A 15,896-nucleotide genomic window follows, 5' to 3' on the forward strand; every position below is an offset into this window, starting at 1 on the left:
CGGGCACCGTGACATCGCCGTCCGCCCGGGAGTGACCGATGCCGACCCCGCCGTCCATTCGCCGTCTCGTCGTCGCCGTCGCCTCCCTGGGGCTGGTCGCCGCCGCGGCGGCGACGGCCGCACCACCCGCCGTCGCCGACCACACGCCGCCGCCGAGCCTTGTCACGCTGGCCGGGAGCCTGCAGAGCGAGCTGGGCTGCCCCGGCGACTGGGACCCGGCCTGCGCCGCGACCGAGCTGACGCTCACCGACAGCGGCACCTACGCGCTCGCCGCAGAGCTCGACGCCGGGAGCTACGAGTTCAAGGTCGCGCTGAACGGGGGCTGGGACGAGAACTACGGCGCCGGCGGCGTGGCCAACGGCCCGAACCTGCCGCTGGTGCTCGAGGCGGACGCCGAGGTGACGTTCACCTACGACCACGCGACGCACCGGATCGCCGTCGCGCCGACGCACCCGCAGCCCGGCCTCACCGACGCCGACCGCGAGCTGGCCGGGGACAGCCTGCGGGCCGGGCTGACTGACGAGCGGTTCTACTTCGTCATGGCCGACCGGTTCGACAACGGCGACCCGGCGAACGACACCGGCGGGTACGAAGTGCCGCCGGGGACGGCCGAGCCACGGCTCGTGCACGGCCACGACCCGACTGACAAGGGCTTCTACCACGGCGGCGACCTCGCCGGGATCCTGCGGCGGCTGGACTACATCGAGGATCTCGGCACGACCGCGATCTGGCTGACGCCGTCGTTCATGAACCGGCCGGTGCAGGGCAGCGGCGCCGACGTCAGCGCCGGCTACCACGGCTACTGGATCACCGACTTCACCCGGATCGACCCGCACCTGGGCACGAACGAGCAGCTGCGGCAGCTCATCGACGAGGCGCACGAGCGCGGCATCAAGGTGTTCTTCGACATCATCACCAACCACACCGCTGACGTCGTCGACTACGAGGAGGGCACGTACACGTACGTGCCGAAGTCCGACGTGCCGTACGTCGACGCGGCCGGCAATCCCTTCGACGACTCGGAGTTCGCGGCCGGCGACACGTTCCCCGAGCTCGACCCGGCGACGTCGTTCCCGTACACGCCGTTCTTCCGCACGCCGGAGGACGCCACGGTCAAGGTCCCGGCCTGGCTGAACGACCCGACGCTCTACCACAACCGCGGCAACGCGGCCTTCGACGGCAGCGAGGGCGACCTCTACGGCGACTTCGTCGGGCTGGACGACCTGTTCACCGAGCAGCCGGCGGTCCGCGACGGCATGATCGACATCTACCGGTACTGGGCCGGGTTCGGCGTCGACGGGTTCCGCATCGACACCGTCAAGCACGTCAACATGGAGTTCTGGCAGAAGTTCGCCCCCGAGGTGCTCGACGCCGCGCACGAGTCCGGCGCCGACGACTTCTTCATGTTCGGCGAGGTCTTCGACGCGAACCCGGCCGCGATGTCGCGCTACACGACCGAGGGCGGGCTGCAGGCGACGATCGACTTCGGCTTCCAGGCCCGCGCGCAGGGCTTCGCGACCGGACGGCCGACGACGGAGCTGCGCGACCTGTTCGCCGGCGACGACCACTACACCGACACCGACTCCAACGCGTACTCGCTGCCGACCTTCCTCGGCAATCACGACATGGGCCGGATCGGGATGTTCGTGCAGGACACGGGCGTGGCGCCGGACGAGCAGCTGAGCCGGACGCTGCTCGCGCACGACCTCATGTACCTGACCCGCGGCCAGCCGGTCGTCTACTACGGCGACGAGCAGGGCTTCACCGGCGACGGCGGCGACAAGGACGCTCGCCAGGACATGTTCGAGAGCCAGGTGGCCAGCTACAACGACGACGACCTCATCGGCACCGACGCGACGACGGCGCAGGAGAACTTCGACCCGGACCACCCGGTCTACCGGCGCCTGGCCGAGCTGTCCGCGCTGCGCGACGAGCACCCGGCGCTGGCCGACGGCACGCAGGTCCACCGCTATGCCAGCGACGACGCCGGCGTGTACGCGTTCAGCCGGATCGGCCGCGAGGAGCAGGTCGAGTACGTCGTCGCGACGAACAACTCCACGCAGGCGCAGACGGTGAGCTTCGCGACGTTCAACCCGCGGACGACGTTCCGGCCGGTCTGGCCGGCGTCGTCGGGCTCGGTGCGCTCCGACGCGCAGGGCCGGGTGACGGTCACCGTCCCGCCGCTGTCCGCCGTCGTGTGGCAGGCGCCGAAGGCCTTGAAGAAGTCCGAAGACGCGCCGGCGCTGCACTTCCGCACGCCGGGCCCGGGCGGCACCGTCGGCGGCCGGGCCGAGGTCGGCGTCTCGGTGCCGGCCGGCGGGTTCAACCAGGTCACGCTGGCCTGGCGGCCGCTCGGCACGTCGGAGTGGAACGTCCTGGGCACCGACGACAACGCGCCGTACCGCGTCTTCCACGACGTGACCGGCATGCCGCACGGCACGCTGCTGGAGTACCGCGCGGTGCTGAAGGACCACTCCGGCAACCTCTCCGTCGCGTCGACGTACGGCGTGGTCGGCGAGCCCCAGGACGACGGCGGCGAGGACCCGGGCGGCGGCCCGGTCGAACAGCCGGACCGCGTCACCGTCCCCGGCAGCCTCAACTCCGAGATGGGCTGCGCCGGCGACTGGGACCCGGCGTGCACCCAGGCGAACCTGACGCTGGACGCGGACGACGACGTCTGGAAGGGCACGTTCGCCCTGCCCGCGGGCGACTACGAGTACAAGGTCGCGATCGACGGCTCGTGGGCGGAGAACTACGGGCTGGGCGCCCGCCGCGACGGCCCGAACATCCCGCTCGCCGCTCCCGGCGGTGACGTCACGTTCTACTACGACCACGCGACGCACTGGATCACCAGCGACGCGCAGGATCCGATCGTCACCGTGCCGGGATCGTTCCAGTCCGAGCTGGGCTGTCCTGGCGACTGGGACCCGGCCTGCATGCGATCGTGGCTGAAGGACCCCGACGGCGACGGCGTCTACACGCTGACGACGACGGGCATCGCCGCCGGGACGTACGAGGCCAAGGTGACGCACGGGCTGAGCTGGGACGAGAACTATGGCGCCGGTGGGGTGGCGGGTGGGTCGAACATCGGGCTCACCGTCCCGGCCGGCGCGCGGACGACGTTCAGCTACGACGTCGCGACCCACGTGCTGACGGTGACGTCGTCGGCCGCTGCGTCGCAGGCCGACCTCACCCAGCAGAAGGCGCACTGGCTGGAGCGCGGGCTGCTGGCGTGGGACCTGCCGGCGGCCGCGGCGGACTGGACGTTCCGGCTGCACACGGCCCCGTCCGGCGGGCTGGGGCTGGATGCCGAGGCGGTCACCGGCGGCACGTCGTACCCGTTGGAGCTGACCACGCTGCCGGACTCCGTCAAGGCGGCGTACCCGCACCTGGCCTCGTACGACGGGCTGCGGGCTGACGTGAAGGACATCGAGGAGGTGCTCACCGGGCAGGTCGCCGTCGCCGCGTACGACGACCTCGGCCGGGTGGTCGACGCGACCGGCGTGCAACTGCCCGGCGTGCTCGACGACGTTTACGCCGGGGCCGCGGACCGCGACCTGGGCGTCGTGTGGCACGGACGCCGTCCGGACATCGCCGTATGGGCGCCGACGGCCAAGCACGTCGACCTGCTGCTGACGCCGCCCGGGTCGAGCGCCGAGCAGACCGTCGCGATGCGCCGCGACGGCGACGGGGTCTGGACCGCCCGCGGCATGCCGCGCTGGGCCGGCGCCTCGTACGCGTTCGCCGTGCAGGTGTACGTCCCGGCGACCGGCCAGGTGGAGACGAACGTCGTCACCGATCCGTACAGCGTCGCGCTGACGGCGAACTCGGCGCGGTCGCTGGTGGTGGACCTGACCGACCCGGCCCTCGCTCCACCAGGCTGGGCGGACCTGGGCAAGCCGGAGCTGGCGCAGCCGGAGGACTCGACCATCTACGAGCTGCACGTGCGCGACTTCTCCATCGGCGACACGTCGGTCCCGGCCGAGCATCGCGGCACGTACCGGGCGTTCACCGACGGCGACGGCTCGGGCATGCGGCACCTGTCCGCGCTCGCGGACGCCGGGCTGAACACTGTCCATCTGCTGCCGGTGTTCGACATCGCGACGGTGAACGAGAACCGCGCCGAGCAGGCGACCCCGGACTGCGACCTCGAGGCGCTGACCGCGGCCGACCCGGCCGGCACCGCCCAGCAGGAGTGCACGAGCGCCGTCGCCGCGACGGACGGGTTCAACTGGGGCTACGACCCGCTGCACTACACCGTCCCGGAGGGCTCCTACGCCACGGACCCGGACGGGCCCGGACGGACGCGCGAGTTCCGCGAGATGGTGGCCGCGCTCAACGGCGCCGGGCTGCGCGTCGTCATGGACGTCGTCTACAACCACACGCACGCCGCCGGCCAGGACGACCAGTCGGTGCTCGACCGGATCGTGCCCGGCTACTACCAGCGGCTCTCCGCGACCGGCGTCGTCGAGACGTCCACCTGCTGCGCGAACACCGCGTCCGAGCACGCGATGATGGAGAAGCTGATCGTCGACTCCGTCGTCACCTGGGCGCGCGACTACAAGGTCGACGGGTTCCGGTTCGACCTGATGGGGCACCACAGCCGTTCGACGATGGAGCGGGTCCGCGCCGCGCTGGACGCCTTGACCGTCGCGCGCGACGGCGTCGACGGGTCGTCGGTCTACGTCTACGGCGAGGGCTGGAACTTCGGCGAGGTCGCGGACAACGCCCGGTTCCGGCAGGCCACGCAGCTGGAGCTGTACGGCGCCGGGATCGGGACCTTCAACGACCGGCTGCGCGACGCCGTCCGCGGCGGCGGCCCGTTCGACGACGACCCGCGGCTGCAGGGCTTCGGCAGCGGCCTGTTCACCGACCCGAACGGCGCCGCGGTGAACGGTACGGCGGACGAGCAGCGCGAGCGGCTGCTGCACCTGCAGGACCTGATCAAGGTCGGGCTGACCGGCAACCTGCGCGACTACGGGTTCACCGACGCCACCGGCGCGGCCGTCACGGGTGCGGACGTCGACTACAACGGCTCGCCGGCCGGCTACACCGCCGACCCCGGCGAGGTCATCACCTACGTCGACGCGCACGACAACGAGACGCTCTACGACGCGCTCGCGTACAAGCTGCCGGCGGACACGCCGATGGCCGACCGCGTGCGGATGAACGTGCTCTCGCTGGCCACGACGGCGCTCGGCCAGGGCCCGTCGTTCTGGCACGCGGGCGCGGACCTGCTGCGGTCGAAATCGCTGGACCGCAACTCCTACGATTCCGGCGACTGGTTCAACCGGATCGACTGGACCGGCCAGCAGAGCACGTTCGGTTCCGGGCTCCCGCCGGCGACGGACAACGAGGCGAAGTGGGACTTCATGCGGCCGCTGCTGGCGTCGCCGTCGCTGCGGCCGGGGGCTTCGGACCTCGGGATGGCGACGACGATGGCGCAGGACCTGCTCCGGCTGCGGTTCTCGTCGCCGCTGTTCCGGCTCGGGTCGGCGGAGCTCGTGCAGGAGCGGGTGTCGTTCGGCCCCGGCGGGCCGTCGCAGCCCGCCGGCGTCGTCGTCATGCAGATCGACGACCGGTCCGGGGCCGACCTGGACCCGGACCGCGAGCGGCTGGTCGTCGTCTTCAACGCGACACCTTCGGCTCAGACCGTGACGGTGGACGACGGCGCGAGCCTGCGGCTGCACCCCGTCCAGGCCACCGGCGCCGACCCCGTCGTGCGCGGGTCGACGGCGGCGGCCGGCGGCGTCAGCGTCCCCGCACGGACGGTCGCGGTGTTCGAGCAGCCGTGACGGGGTGCGCGGCGACGAGGTGCCGGACGACGTGCTCCGCGTCGCTCCCGGCGCCGCCGACCAGCATGGAGCTGAACCCGCTCTGGAACGCCAGGCCGGTGAAGTAGAGGCCGGGCGACGACGGCACGACGCCGTGCTCCTCGATCGGCCAGCCGTCGTCGCCCAGGACCGCCGGCAGCCGGATCCAGCCGAAGTCCTGCCGGAAGCCCGTGCACCACACCACCGTCGCGACGTCGAGCACCCGCCCGCCGTCGAGCACCGGCTTCCCGTCGCGCACGCCGGCCACCCGCTCCGTCACCCGTTCGACGCCGGCCGCCGCGAGGTCGTCGGCCCGGACGCGGAGGAGCGGGCCGCCGTGCGTGCGGATCTCCGGGCGCATCTTCCGGCCGATCGGCGTGCGCAGCGTGAACACGCGCCGGGCCAGGAACCAGAGCACCGGGAACGCGGCCCGCGCCCGTCGCGACTCCAGCGGCACGGGCAGCTGCCCGGTGGCCCGGCCGGCGAGGATCGTGGGGTGGTCGCGGGCGACCTCGATCGCGATGTCCGCGCCCGAGTGCGACGCCCCGACGACGAGCACGGGCCCGTCGGGCAGTTGCGCGGGGCGGTGGTACTCGGTGGAGTGCAGCTGGGTGATGGCCGGGTCCAGCTCGGCGGCGAACGCGGGTGTGTGGGCGCGGGTCCCGAACGTCCCCGTCGCGACGATGACATGGTCGGCGGTGAACCTCCGGTCGCCGCAGTCGAGGGCGTACCCGGCGCCGTCGTCGGCGGCCGTCAGGGCCTCGACGCGGACGCCGTGCTCGACCGGCAGCTCGAAGCGGCCGGCGTAGGTCTCCAGATAGTCCGCGACCTGGTCCTTCGTCGGGAACGCGCCGCCCGGTCCCGGGAACGGCATCCCCGGCAGGCCGTCGTAGCGGGCCGGGCTGTACAGACGCAGCGTGTCCCAGTGCCGTCGCCAGTTGTCGCCGGTGCGCTGCCGCTCGTCCAGGATCAGGACCGGCCGGCCACGCCTCTTGAGGTGGTATCCGGCGCTCAGCCCCGCCTGCCCGCCCCCGACGACGATCGTCTCGATGTGCTGGTCCATGACGCCCTCCCCAGGTCAGGCCTCGACGCTAGGGCGGCGGCCCGGCCTCGCGCGTCGGGCGAACCATGCATCTTCCGGCCGCCGGAGATGGGCAGGACTATGTAGGCGCGGTCGGCCCTTGGCACGCCGGAGCGCTCCACAAACGCGGCATTTCCGGCGCGGCAGGTGCCTTTCGGCGAGCCAAGCACGACGCTGGAGCGTGCCAAGGCGTCAGCGCCGAGCAGACGTCGGCCAGCGGACCATGACCGCAGCGGAGCCGGTCGCCGAAGAGCCGCGCAGGAAGGGTGAGAGGCCAGCGGACCTGGAGGAGCGCAGGGCTAGAAGCCGGGCCCATTTCCGGCCGGCCCTGACGCTGCTTTCACGGGGGCGCGGGTGGTCGGGTCAAGCGGTCACCGTCGCGCGAAGCGCCAATAGGTCCGCTTGAGGCGGCCTCCCGCGCCCCCGACAATGGAGTGCAGCAGGGCAGGCCCACGCGGCCAACCCGGCCAACGTGAGCCCGGCCAACCGAATCAGACCAACCCGTGCTCATAGGCATACGCCGTCGCCGCGGCGCGGGACGAGACGTCCAGCTTGGTGAAGATGTTCGCGACGTGGCGCGCCACCGTCTTCTCGCTGAGCACCAGGGCGGCGGCGATCGCCCGGTTGGTGTGGCCGGCGGCGACCAGCCGCAGGACCTCCAGCTCGCGCGCCGTCAGCACACCAGCGCCGCCACCACCGTCGCCGCCCGGCCCGAGGGCGCCGAGCCGGCGCAGCCGGTCCAGGCAGGGCGGCGCCGGGAGCGAACGGAACGTGCGGGCGGCCGCGTCGAACTCCATCCGGGCGGCGTCCTCGTCGCCCAGCTCCCGGCAGGCCAGCCCGACCAGCACCCGCGACCGGGCCGCCTCGTACGGGGACTCCGCCTGCTGCCAGCCGGTCCACGCCGCTCGAGCCGCACCCAGCGCCGCGGGCCCGGCGCCGTCGGCCAGCAGCACCGACGCCGTCGCGTATGCCGACATCGCCGAGAGCGCCGGCACTCGGATCTCGTCGGCGAGCTCGGCGAGCTCACCGCAGACCGTTCGGGCGCCGGCGACGTCGCCGGACGCCAGCAGCGCCTCCGTCAGCGCGGCCAGCAGCTCCGGGCGGGCCAGCGGCCGGGCCGCCTCGTCCACCGCCCGCCGCAGCCCGGCGATCGCCGCCGGCACCCGGCCCTGCGCCAGCCGGAGCAGGCCGAGCCCCGGCTGCGGGTCCTGACCGGTGGCGCCGGCCAGCCGGTACGCGTCCTCGGCGGCGGCGAGCTCGCCCCGCAGCCGGTGCAGCTCGGCCCGCTCGTAGTGGGCGGCGCCGGCGGCCGGCTGGCCGGGCGGATCGGACAGCCTGGCGCACGTGCGGCCGGCCTCGGCCAGCGCGTCCTGCCAGGCGCCCTGCACGGCCATGACATGGACGCGGTGCACCTGGCACTCGCCGCGGAACGGCACCAGGTCCGGCTGCGCCTCGCACCAGCGGGTCAGCGCGTCGGTCCACTCGCGAGCCCGGCGCAGGTCGAACGTCGCCCGGCAGGCGTCGATGACGGTGCAGTAGACGATGCCGGTCAGCATCGGCCCGACCTCGCCGGCGGTGACGGCGACCATCGCCTCGTCGAGCAGGGCGACGCCGTCGGCGACCTTCCCGAGGTGGACGAGGGTCCGGCCGCGGCCCATCCGGGCGAGGACGACCAGCTCGGGATCGTGGTGCCGCTGCCCGACGGCGACCGCCTCGGCGAACATCTCCGCGGCCACCGCCGGATCGTCCGCCGTCAGCTGCCGAGCCCGCGCCGTCAGCAGGTAGCCCGCCTCGGCACAGTCGCGGCCGCACTCGTCGACCAGGCGTTCGGCGCGGGCCAGCCAGCCGGCGGCGCGTGCCTGCTCGCCCGCGTTCGCCAGCACGACGGCCAGCCAGAACGCGCACCGCACGGCCGGCAGGGGCCGCCCGTCGGCCAGCAGCGCGTGGAAGGCCCGCTCTTGCACGGCGACACTCTCCGCGTCGTAACCGGCCAGGAACGCGGCCACGGCCAGCAGCACGAGGTCGTCCGGCGGCAGCGGCGACTCCGCGTCGGCGGCCACGAGCCGCGCGTACGCGTCGGACCAGGCCCGCGCCTCGAACGCGGCCCGAGCTCCGGACTCGATCGTCGCCATGAGCGCCCCCTGTGCGCCGCTGCCGGCCACGCTACTCGCGTCCGGCATGGGTGAGAATCGGCTGATGGCCGAGATCTCCACCCGGGCCGGCGTGCTGACGGCGCGCCCGGTCGCCGCGCTGACGTCGGAGCAGGCGGCCGAGGCGATGACGCGGGCGTTCGAGGGCTACGTCGTGCCGGTGGCGATGGACGGGCCGGGGTTCGAGCGGCGGTTCGGCGCCGAGCACCTGGACCGCTACCTCAGCGAGGTCTACACGGCCGGCGACGAGCTGGCCGGCGTCTGCCTGATCACCCGGCGGGGCGCGACGGCGCGGATCGCGGCGTTCGGGTGCACGCCGGCGTACCGGGGGATGGGCGTGGGCCGGGCGCTGATGGAGCGCGCCGTGATCTGCTGCCTCGAGGCCGGCGCGACCCGGCTGACGCTGGAGGTGATCACGACGAACGCGGCGGCGGTGCGGCTCTACGAGCGGCTCGGCTTCCGGATCGCCCGGACGCTGGTCGGCTACCGCTGGGACCGCCCGGCGGCTGCTGGACGTCCGCTCCGGACCGCGCCCGCGGAGATCGACCCCGCCCGGTTCGCCCGCCGGGTGGCAGCGGGCCTGAGCGCGGCCGCCGAGCCGCCCTGGCAGCTCGCGCCGGAGACGCTGGCCGCCGCCGGCCCGCCGCGCCGGGCGTACGCGCTGGGACCGGCGGCAGCGCTGGTCAGCGCGACCGACACGGCGGCCGTGCTGAGCGCCGTCCACACCGACCCGGCCGGACGGCGGCAGGGCCACGCGCGGGCGCTGCTGGCCTCGTTGCGCGAGGCGTTCCCGGGTCGACGGTGGACCGTTCCGCCGCTGGTTCCGGCGGCCGACGGCGCCGAGTTCTTCCACGCGACCGGCTGGGTTCGCGAGGACCTGGCGCAGTATGAGATGGTGCACGGGTGACCGCCGCCCTGCGGGGAAGATCCACGTTTTGACCGTGTGGCGGCCGCCCGGGTATTCTGTCGTGTCGTTGTGCGTACCGGAGCGCGGCACGCCAGCCACCGACCAGATCCATCCTCTCGACCTAAGCGAAGGCTTACACCGTGCGCACGTACAGCCCCAAGCCCGGCGATGTCCAGCGCCAGTGGCACGTCATCGATGCCACCGACATCGTCCTGGGCAGGCTCGCCAGCCAGACCGCGACGCTGCTCCGCGGCAAGCACAAGCCCGTCTACGCGCCGCACATCGACATGGGCGACTTCGTCATCGTCGTGAACGCCGAGAAGGTCGCGCTCACCGGCAGCAAGCTGGAGCAGAAGCAGGATCACCGGCACTCCGGCCGGCCGGGTGGGCTGCGCTCCACCAGCTACCGGGACCTGCTCGAGAAGAACCCGCGCCGCGCCATCGAGAAGGCCGTCAAGGGGATGCTCCCGCACAACAGCCTCGGGCGGCAGATGCTGTCCAAGCTGAAGGTGTACGCGGGCCCGGAGCACCCGCACCAGGCCCAGCAGCCCGTGCCGTACGAGATCGGCCAGGTCGCGCAGTGAGTGAGGACATGACTGAGATCACCGTCGACGAGGTCGACACCGACGAGGCTCCCATCGAGAGCTACACCTCCGAGTCGGCGCCGTCGCGCCACTCGAACATCGAGGCCGCCGCGGCCACCGGCCGGCGCAAGCAGGCCATCGCCCGCGTCCGGATCACCCCGGGCTCCGGGCAGTGGACCATCAACGGCCGCACGCTCGACAACTACTTCCCGAACAAGGTGCACCAGCAGCTGGTCAGCTCGCCGTTCGTCGAGCTGGAGCTGTCCGACCGCTACGACGTCAACGCCCGCATCGACGGCGGCGGCGTCACCGGTCAGGCCGGCGCGCTCCGGCTGGGCATCGCCCGCGCGCTCAACGCCGCGGACGCCGAGAACAACCGCCCGGCGCTGAAGAAGGCCGGCTTCCTCACCCGCGACGCCCGCGTCACGGAGCGGAAGAAGGCCGGTCTCAAGAAGGCACGCAAGGCGCCGCAGTACAGCAAGCGCTGATTCGCGCAGCTGCGCGTTCCGCGAACGGCCCCGGGGGGTGTATCGACTCCGGGGCCGTTCGCGTTCCTCATATCCTCAGTCCCGACAAGGAGGAGCACCCTCCGTGGCTCGACTCTTCGGCACCGACGGCGTTCGCGGCCTGGCGAACTCCGACCTCACGGCCGAGCTGGCCCTCGACCTGTCCGTCGCCGCCGCCCACGTGCTGGGCGAGATCGGCGCGTTCGGCGCCGGCCGCCGCCCGGTCGCGGTCGTCGGCCGCGACCCGCGGGCGTCCGGTGAGTTCCTCGAGGCGGCCGTGGTGGCCGGCCTGGCCAGCGCCGGCGCCGACGTGCTCAGGGTCGGCGTGCTGCCCACGCCGGCCGTCGCGTTCCTCACCGGCATGCTCGACGCCGACCTCGGCGTGATGCTGTCGGCCAGCCACAACCCGATGCCCGACAACGGCATCAAGTTCTTCGCCAAGGGCGGGCAGAAGCTCGACGACGCGATCGAGGACGCCATCGAGGCGCGGCTGCGCGAGCCGTGGAACCGGCCGACCGGGGCCGAGGTCGGCCGCGTGCACGAGCACCCGGAGGGCCTGGAGACCTACATCTCGCACATCGTCGGCACCGCGCCGGCCCGGCTCGAGGGCCTGCGCGTCGTCGTCGACTGCGCGCACGGCGCCGCCTACCGAGCCGCGCCGGAGGCGCTGCGCCGGCTGGGCGCCGACGTCATCGCGGTCTGCGCCGAGCCCGACGGCCTGAACATCAACCACAACTGCGGCTCCACCCACCTCGACGTCGTCGCGGCCGAGGTGATCGCCGCCGGCGCCGACCTCGGCATCGCGCACGACGGCGACGCCGACCGGTGCCTGGCCGTCGACGCCACCGGCGAGATGGTCGACGGCGACCAGATCCTGGCCGTGCTGGCGCTGGCGATGCGGTCGCAGGGGACGCTGCGCCGCGACTCCGTCGTCTCCACCGTCATGTCCAACGAGGGCTTCCGGCTGGCCATGCGCTCGGAGGGCATCCACGTCATCGACACCGCGGTCGGCGACCGCTACGTGCTCGAGGCGATGAAGGCCGGCGGCTACAACCTCGGCGGCGAGCAGTCCGGCCACGTGGTGATGCTCGACCACGGCACCACCGGCGACGGCGTCCTCACCGCCGTGCACCTGCTCGCCCAGGTCGCCTCCACCGGCGCCTCGCTGGCCGAGCTGGCCGGCGTCGTGCAGCGGCTCCCGCAGGTCCTGATCAACGTCAAGGGCGTCGACAAGAGCCGGGTCACGCTCGACGAGGGCGTCAAGACCGCCCTCGTCGAGGCCGAGACCGAGCTGGGCGACACCGGCCGGGTGCTGCTGCGCCCGTCCGGCACCGAGCCGGTGGTCCGCGTCATGGTCGAGGCCGCCACGTCGGAGCAGGCTGAGGCCGTGGCGCGCCGGCTGGCCGCGACCGTCCAGGCCGAGCTGGCCCTCTAGGGTCGCCCGCCACCTGGTGAGCCCTGCTTGCGCTCTGGCAAGGCGGGGCTCAGGTGAGTTCGACCCATTCGCAGTCCTCGCCTGCGGCGGCGGCGACCTGGCGGGTGACCTGCTCGACCCACGTGTCGGCGCCGGACAGCTCGCCGTCGACCACGACGTGCCAGCCGACGTCCTCGGCCGAGTAGGAGACCACCGCGCTGCCGCATCGCACGCTGTGGTCGCCCCACCCCGGGTCCGGCGCGCAGCCCCAGCCTCGCGGCTGGAGCACCTCGGCCAACCGGTCGTCGTGGAGGGCGGGCCAGGCGTGCCCGGCGACCTTCCGGATCAGGTACTCACGCACAGCCGGCATCATGTCAGGCCGCAGCAGCCGGAGTATTCGGCGGCGGCTGAATGCCCGTCAGACAACCCACCGAAAACCTGTTGCGCCCTCCGGGCGGCTCGGGCGACGCTCGACGGGTGCGGATCCGACCGATCGAGTCCACCGGCGACGACTTCGCCGCCTGGTACGACGTCTACCTGAGCGCCCGGCTGGCCGACCACCCGGACGGCCCGCAGTGGCTCGAGCACGAGCTGAGCGTCATCTACGAGGGCAACGCCAACCACGGCGTGAAGCTCTGGCTGGCCGACGACCGCGACAAGGCCGTCGGCGCCGCCGTCCTCGGGCTGCCGCTGCGCGATAACCTCACGCTGGCCGAGCCGGAGGTGTACGTCCGGCCGGAGGAGTCCCGCCGCGGCATCGGCGGCACGCTGCTGGCCACGCTCGACGACGCCGCCCGCGAGCTGGGTCGCACCAGCCAGCTGATCTACCTCGAGGGCCCCACCGGCGCCGACCGGACGTCAGGCACGGCGTTCGCCGAGAAGCACGCCTTCACTCGCCGGATCACCGAGATCGCCCGGGTGCAGCGCCCGCCGTTCGACCTCGACGGCATCGCCCGCGCCGAGGAGGCGGCCCGGCCGCTGGCCGAGGGCTACACGATCGTCGGCTGGCGCAACCACGCCCCGGACGAGTACGTCGAGGAGTACGCCCGCCTGGAGGGGCGGCTGAGCACCGACGCCCCGCTCGGCGACCTCGACTACGAGGCCGAGGCCTGGGACGTCACCCGGATCCGGACCGGTGAGGAGCGGCGCGGCCGGATGGGCCGCGACACGTGGACGACGGCTGCGATGGCGCCCGACGGCACCATGGCCGGCGTCACCGTCATCATGCTGGCCCGCGACAGCGACGCCACCGGCTTCCAGGACACCACCGTCGTCGACCCACGGCACCGCGGTCACCGGCTCGGCCTGCTGCTCAAGGCGACCAATCTGCGGCGGGTGCTGGCCGACCGGCCCGGCGTGCAGACGGTGTGGACATGGAACGCCGACTCCAACGCGCACATGATCGCGATCAACGAGGCGCTCGGCTACCGGGTCGCCGGCTGGTCGGCCGGCTACCAGCGGTCGCTCTGAGGCCGCGGCGGTGGCGACGGTGCGGATCAGGCGGCTGGACGGCACCGGCGACCCTGGCTACCCGGCCTGGTTCGCCGCCTACGACGCCGGCCTCGCGCACGACTTCCCGGGCGGGCCGCACTGGCTGGAGCACGAGCTGCGGGTCGTCTACGAGCCGTCCGACATCCACGCCACCGCGCTGTGGGCGGCCGAGGACGCCGACGGCACGGTGGTGGGCGCCGCCGCGGTCGCGCTGCCGTTGAAGGACAACACGTCGCTGGCCGAGGTCGCGCTCGCCGTCCGGCCTGAGGCGCGCGGCCGCGGTGTCGGGTCGGCGTTGCTGGATGCCGTGCACGACGAGGCCCGGCGGCAGGGCCGCAGCCGCTTCCTGGCCGACGTCGAGGGCCCGCTCGGTACGCCGCAGGTGCCTGGCATCCGGTTCGCCGAACGGCACGGCTACACCCGTCGCATGGACGAGGTGCTGCGGGTACAGCGGCCACCGTTCGACCTGGACCGGCTGGCCCGCCTGGAACGCGAGGCCGCCGCGCACGCCGTCGACTACCGGATCCTCACCTGGCGCGACCGCATCCCCGACGAGCACGTCGCCGAGTACGCCCGGCTGGCCGCTCGGCTGAGCACCGACGAGCCCCGCGACCAGCTCGACTACGAGCCCGAGACCTGGGACGTCGCCCGGCTGCGGCTGGTGGAGGAGCGACGGGCCCGGATGCGGCGGCACGCCTGGCAGGCGGCCGCGCTGGCGCCGGACGGCACGATCGCCGGGCAGACCACCGTCGCGCTGCCCGCCATCGGCGACGACACCGGCATGCAGGGCGCGACGATCGTCGACCCACGGCACCGCGGGCATCGGCTCGGGCTGCTGCTGAAGATCGCCAACCTGCGCCGGGTGCTGGCCGACCGGCCCGGCGTGCGGACGCTGTGGACCTGGAACGCCGCCAGCAACACGTACATGATCGCGGTGAACGAGCGGCTCGGCTACGTGCCCGCCGGCTGGGTGGCGCGGTACCAGCTCGACGGCTAGATCTTGCGTAGCCGGATTCGCTGCACCGAGTGGTCCGGGCCCTTCGTCAGGGTCAGCGTCGCGCGCCCGCGGGTCGGCAGGATGTTCTGCGCGAGGTTCGGCCCGTTGATGCTGTCCCACAGTTGCTCGGCCTGGGTGACGGCGGCGTCGTGGTCGAGGTCGCCGTAGCGGCGGAAGTACGACTCCGGCCGCTGGAACGCCGTCTCGCGCAGCCGCAGGAACCGCTCGACGTACCAGCGGCGGACGTCCTTGGGCGAGGCGTCGACGTAGAGGGAGAAGTCGAAGAAGTCGCTGACGGCGAGGCCGGCGACGCCGTCGGCGCGCGGGCGGGCCGGTTGCAGCACGTTCAGCCCCTCGATCAGCAGGATGTCCGGCCGCTCGACGGTGGTCCGCTCGCCCTCGACGATGTCGTAGGTGAGGTGCGAGTACACCGGCGCCGTCACCACCGGCTCGCCCGACTTCACCGCCGTCACGAACCGCAGCAGCGCCCGCCGGTCGTAGGACTCCGGGAAGCCCTTGCGCTGCATGAGCCCACGCTTCTGCAGCTCCGCGTTGGGCAGCAGGAACCCGTCGGTCGTGACCAACGCCACGCGGGGGTGCTCCGCCCAGCGGGCCAGCAGCACCCGCAGCAGCCGCGCCGTCGTCGACTTCCCGACCGCGACGGAGCCGGCGATCCCGATGACGAACGGGGTGCGCTCAGCGAACCCGCCGAGGAACGTCGTCGTCGCCTCGTGCAGCCGCGCCGTAGCCCGGAACCGCAGGTTGAGCAGGCGCGACAGCGGCAGATAGACGTCGCGGACCTCGTCCAGGTCGACGAGATCGCCGAGGCCGCGCAGCTCCTCCAGCTCGGCCGCCGTCAGCGACAACGGCGTCTCGTCGCGCAGCCGCGCCCAGTCGGCGCGGGACAGGTCGACGAACGGTGAGGAGTCGCGGACAACAGTCATGATGGCCCT

At 73.3% G+C, this 15,896-nt stretch carries 11 protein-coding genes; 7 read left to right on the forward strand and 4 right to left on the reverse strand.

Going from position 1 to position 15,896, the window contains the following annotated elements:
• The first annotated feature begins 38 nt into the window (after positions 1-38).
• A complete protein-coding gene (pulA, locus tag C1I92_RS12460) occupies positions 39-5,795 on the forward strand; it encodes a pullulanase-type alpha-1,6-glucosidase (RefSeq protein WP_111254985.1) in 5,757 nt (1,918 codons plus the stop codon).
• On the opposite strand, the gene C1I92_RS12465 is transcribed toward pulA, so the two are convergent.
• Both C1I92_RS12465 and C1I92_RS12470 read right to left on the reverse strand, forming a co-directional pair.
• On the reverse strand, positions 5,752-6,876 hold the full coding sequence (locus tag C1I92_RS12465; protein ID WP_111254986.1) for a flavin-containing monooxygenase: 1,125 nt from the start codon (positions 6,874-6,876) through the stop codon (positions 5,752-5,754). The two genes, pulA and C1I92_RS12465, sit on opposite strands and share 44 nt — an antisense overlap.
• Positions 6,877-7,385: 509 nt before the next feature.
• A complete protein-coding gene (locus tag C1I92_RS12470) occupies positions 7,386-9,026 on the reverse strand; it encodes a helix-turn-helix domain-containing protein (protein WP_111254987.1) in 1,641 nt (546 codons plus the stop codon).
• 64 nt (positions 9,027-9,090) lie between these two features.
• Here C1I92_RS12470 and C1I92_RS12475 point away from each other — a divergent pair, with 64 nt between their 5' ends.
• From C1I92_RS12475 to glmM, 4 genes are all read left to right on the forward strand, one after another.
• Positions 9,091-9,951 carry a GNAT family N-acetyltransferase gene (locus tag C1I92_RS12475; RefSeq protein WP_158564102.1) on the forward strand — a complete coding sequence of 287 codons (861 nt, stop codon included), beginning with the start codon at positions 9,091-9,093 and terminating at the stop codon, positions 9,949-9,951.
• Positions 9,952-10,091: 140 nt separating this feature from the next.
• Positions 10,092-10,535, forward strand: a complete 444-nt coding sequence (gene rplM / locus C1I92_RS12480) for a 50S ribosomal protein L13 (RefSeq protein ID WP_111254989.1) — start codon at positions 10,092-10,094, stop codon at positions 10,533-10,535.
• Positions 10,536-10,543: 8 nt separating this feature from the next.
• A complete protein-coding gene (gene rpsI / locus C1I92_RS12485; protein ID WP_111254990.1) occupies positions 10,544-11,023 on the forward strand; it encodes a 30S ribosomal protein S9 in 480 nt (159 codons plus the stop codon).
• 103 nt (positions 11,024-11,126) lie between these two features.
• The gene (glmM, locus tag C1I92_RS12490) at positions 11,127-12,476 is read left to right on the forward strand and encodes a phosphoglucosamine mutase (RefSeq protein WP_111254991.1); all 1,350 of its coding nucleotides are present in this window, start codon (positions 11,127-11,129) and stop codon (positions 12,474-12,476) included.
• A 49-nt stretch (positions 12,477-12,525) separates the two neighbouring features.
• Here the strand turns inward: glmM and C1I92_RS12495 are convergent, their stop codons facing one another.
• Positions 12,526-12,816, reverse strand: coding sequence for a hypothetical protein (locus C1I92_RS12495; protein WP_111254992.1), 291 nt, complete (start codon positions 12,814-12,816; stop codon positions 12,526-12,528).
• A gap of 116 nt (positions 12,817-12,932) precedes the next feature.
• Between C1I92_RS12495 and C1I92_RS12500 the strand changes: the two genes are divergently transcribed.
• Both C1I92_RS12500 and C1I92_RS12505 read left to right on the forward strand, forming a co-directional pair.
• On the forward strand, positions 12,933-13,925 hold the full coding sequence (locus tag C1I92_RS12500; protein WP_158564103.1) for a GNAT family N-acetyltransferase: 993 nt from the start codon (positions 12,933-12,935) through the stop codon (positions 13,923-13,925).
• A gap of 19 nt (positions 13,926-13,944) precedes the next feature.
• On the forward strand, positions 13,945-14,943 hold the full coding sequence (locus C1I92_RS12505) for a GNAT family N-acetyltransferase (protein WP_158564104.1): 999 nt from the start codon (positions 13,945-13,947) through the stop codon (positions 14,941-14,943).
• Here the strand turns inward: C1I92_RS12505 and coaA are convergent.
• Positions 14,940-15,887, reverse strand: coding sequence for a type I pantothenate kinase (coaA, locus tag C1I92_RS12510; protein ID WP_233506944.1), 948 nt, complete (start codon positions 15,885-15,887; stop codon positions 14,940-14,942). The genes C1I92_RS12505 and coaA overlap by 4 nt on opposite strands.
• Positions 15,888-15,896 lie beyond the last annotated feature (9 nt).

This window comes from Jiangella anatolica, from assembly GCF_003236295.1.
GTDB lineage: Bacteria > Actinomycetota > Actinomycetes > Jiangellales > Jiangellaceae > Jiangella > Jiangella anatolica.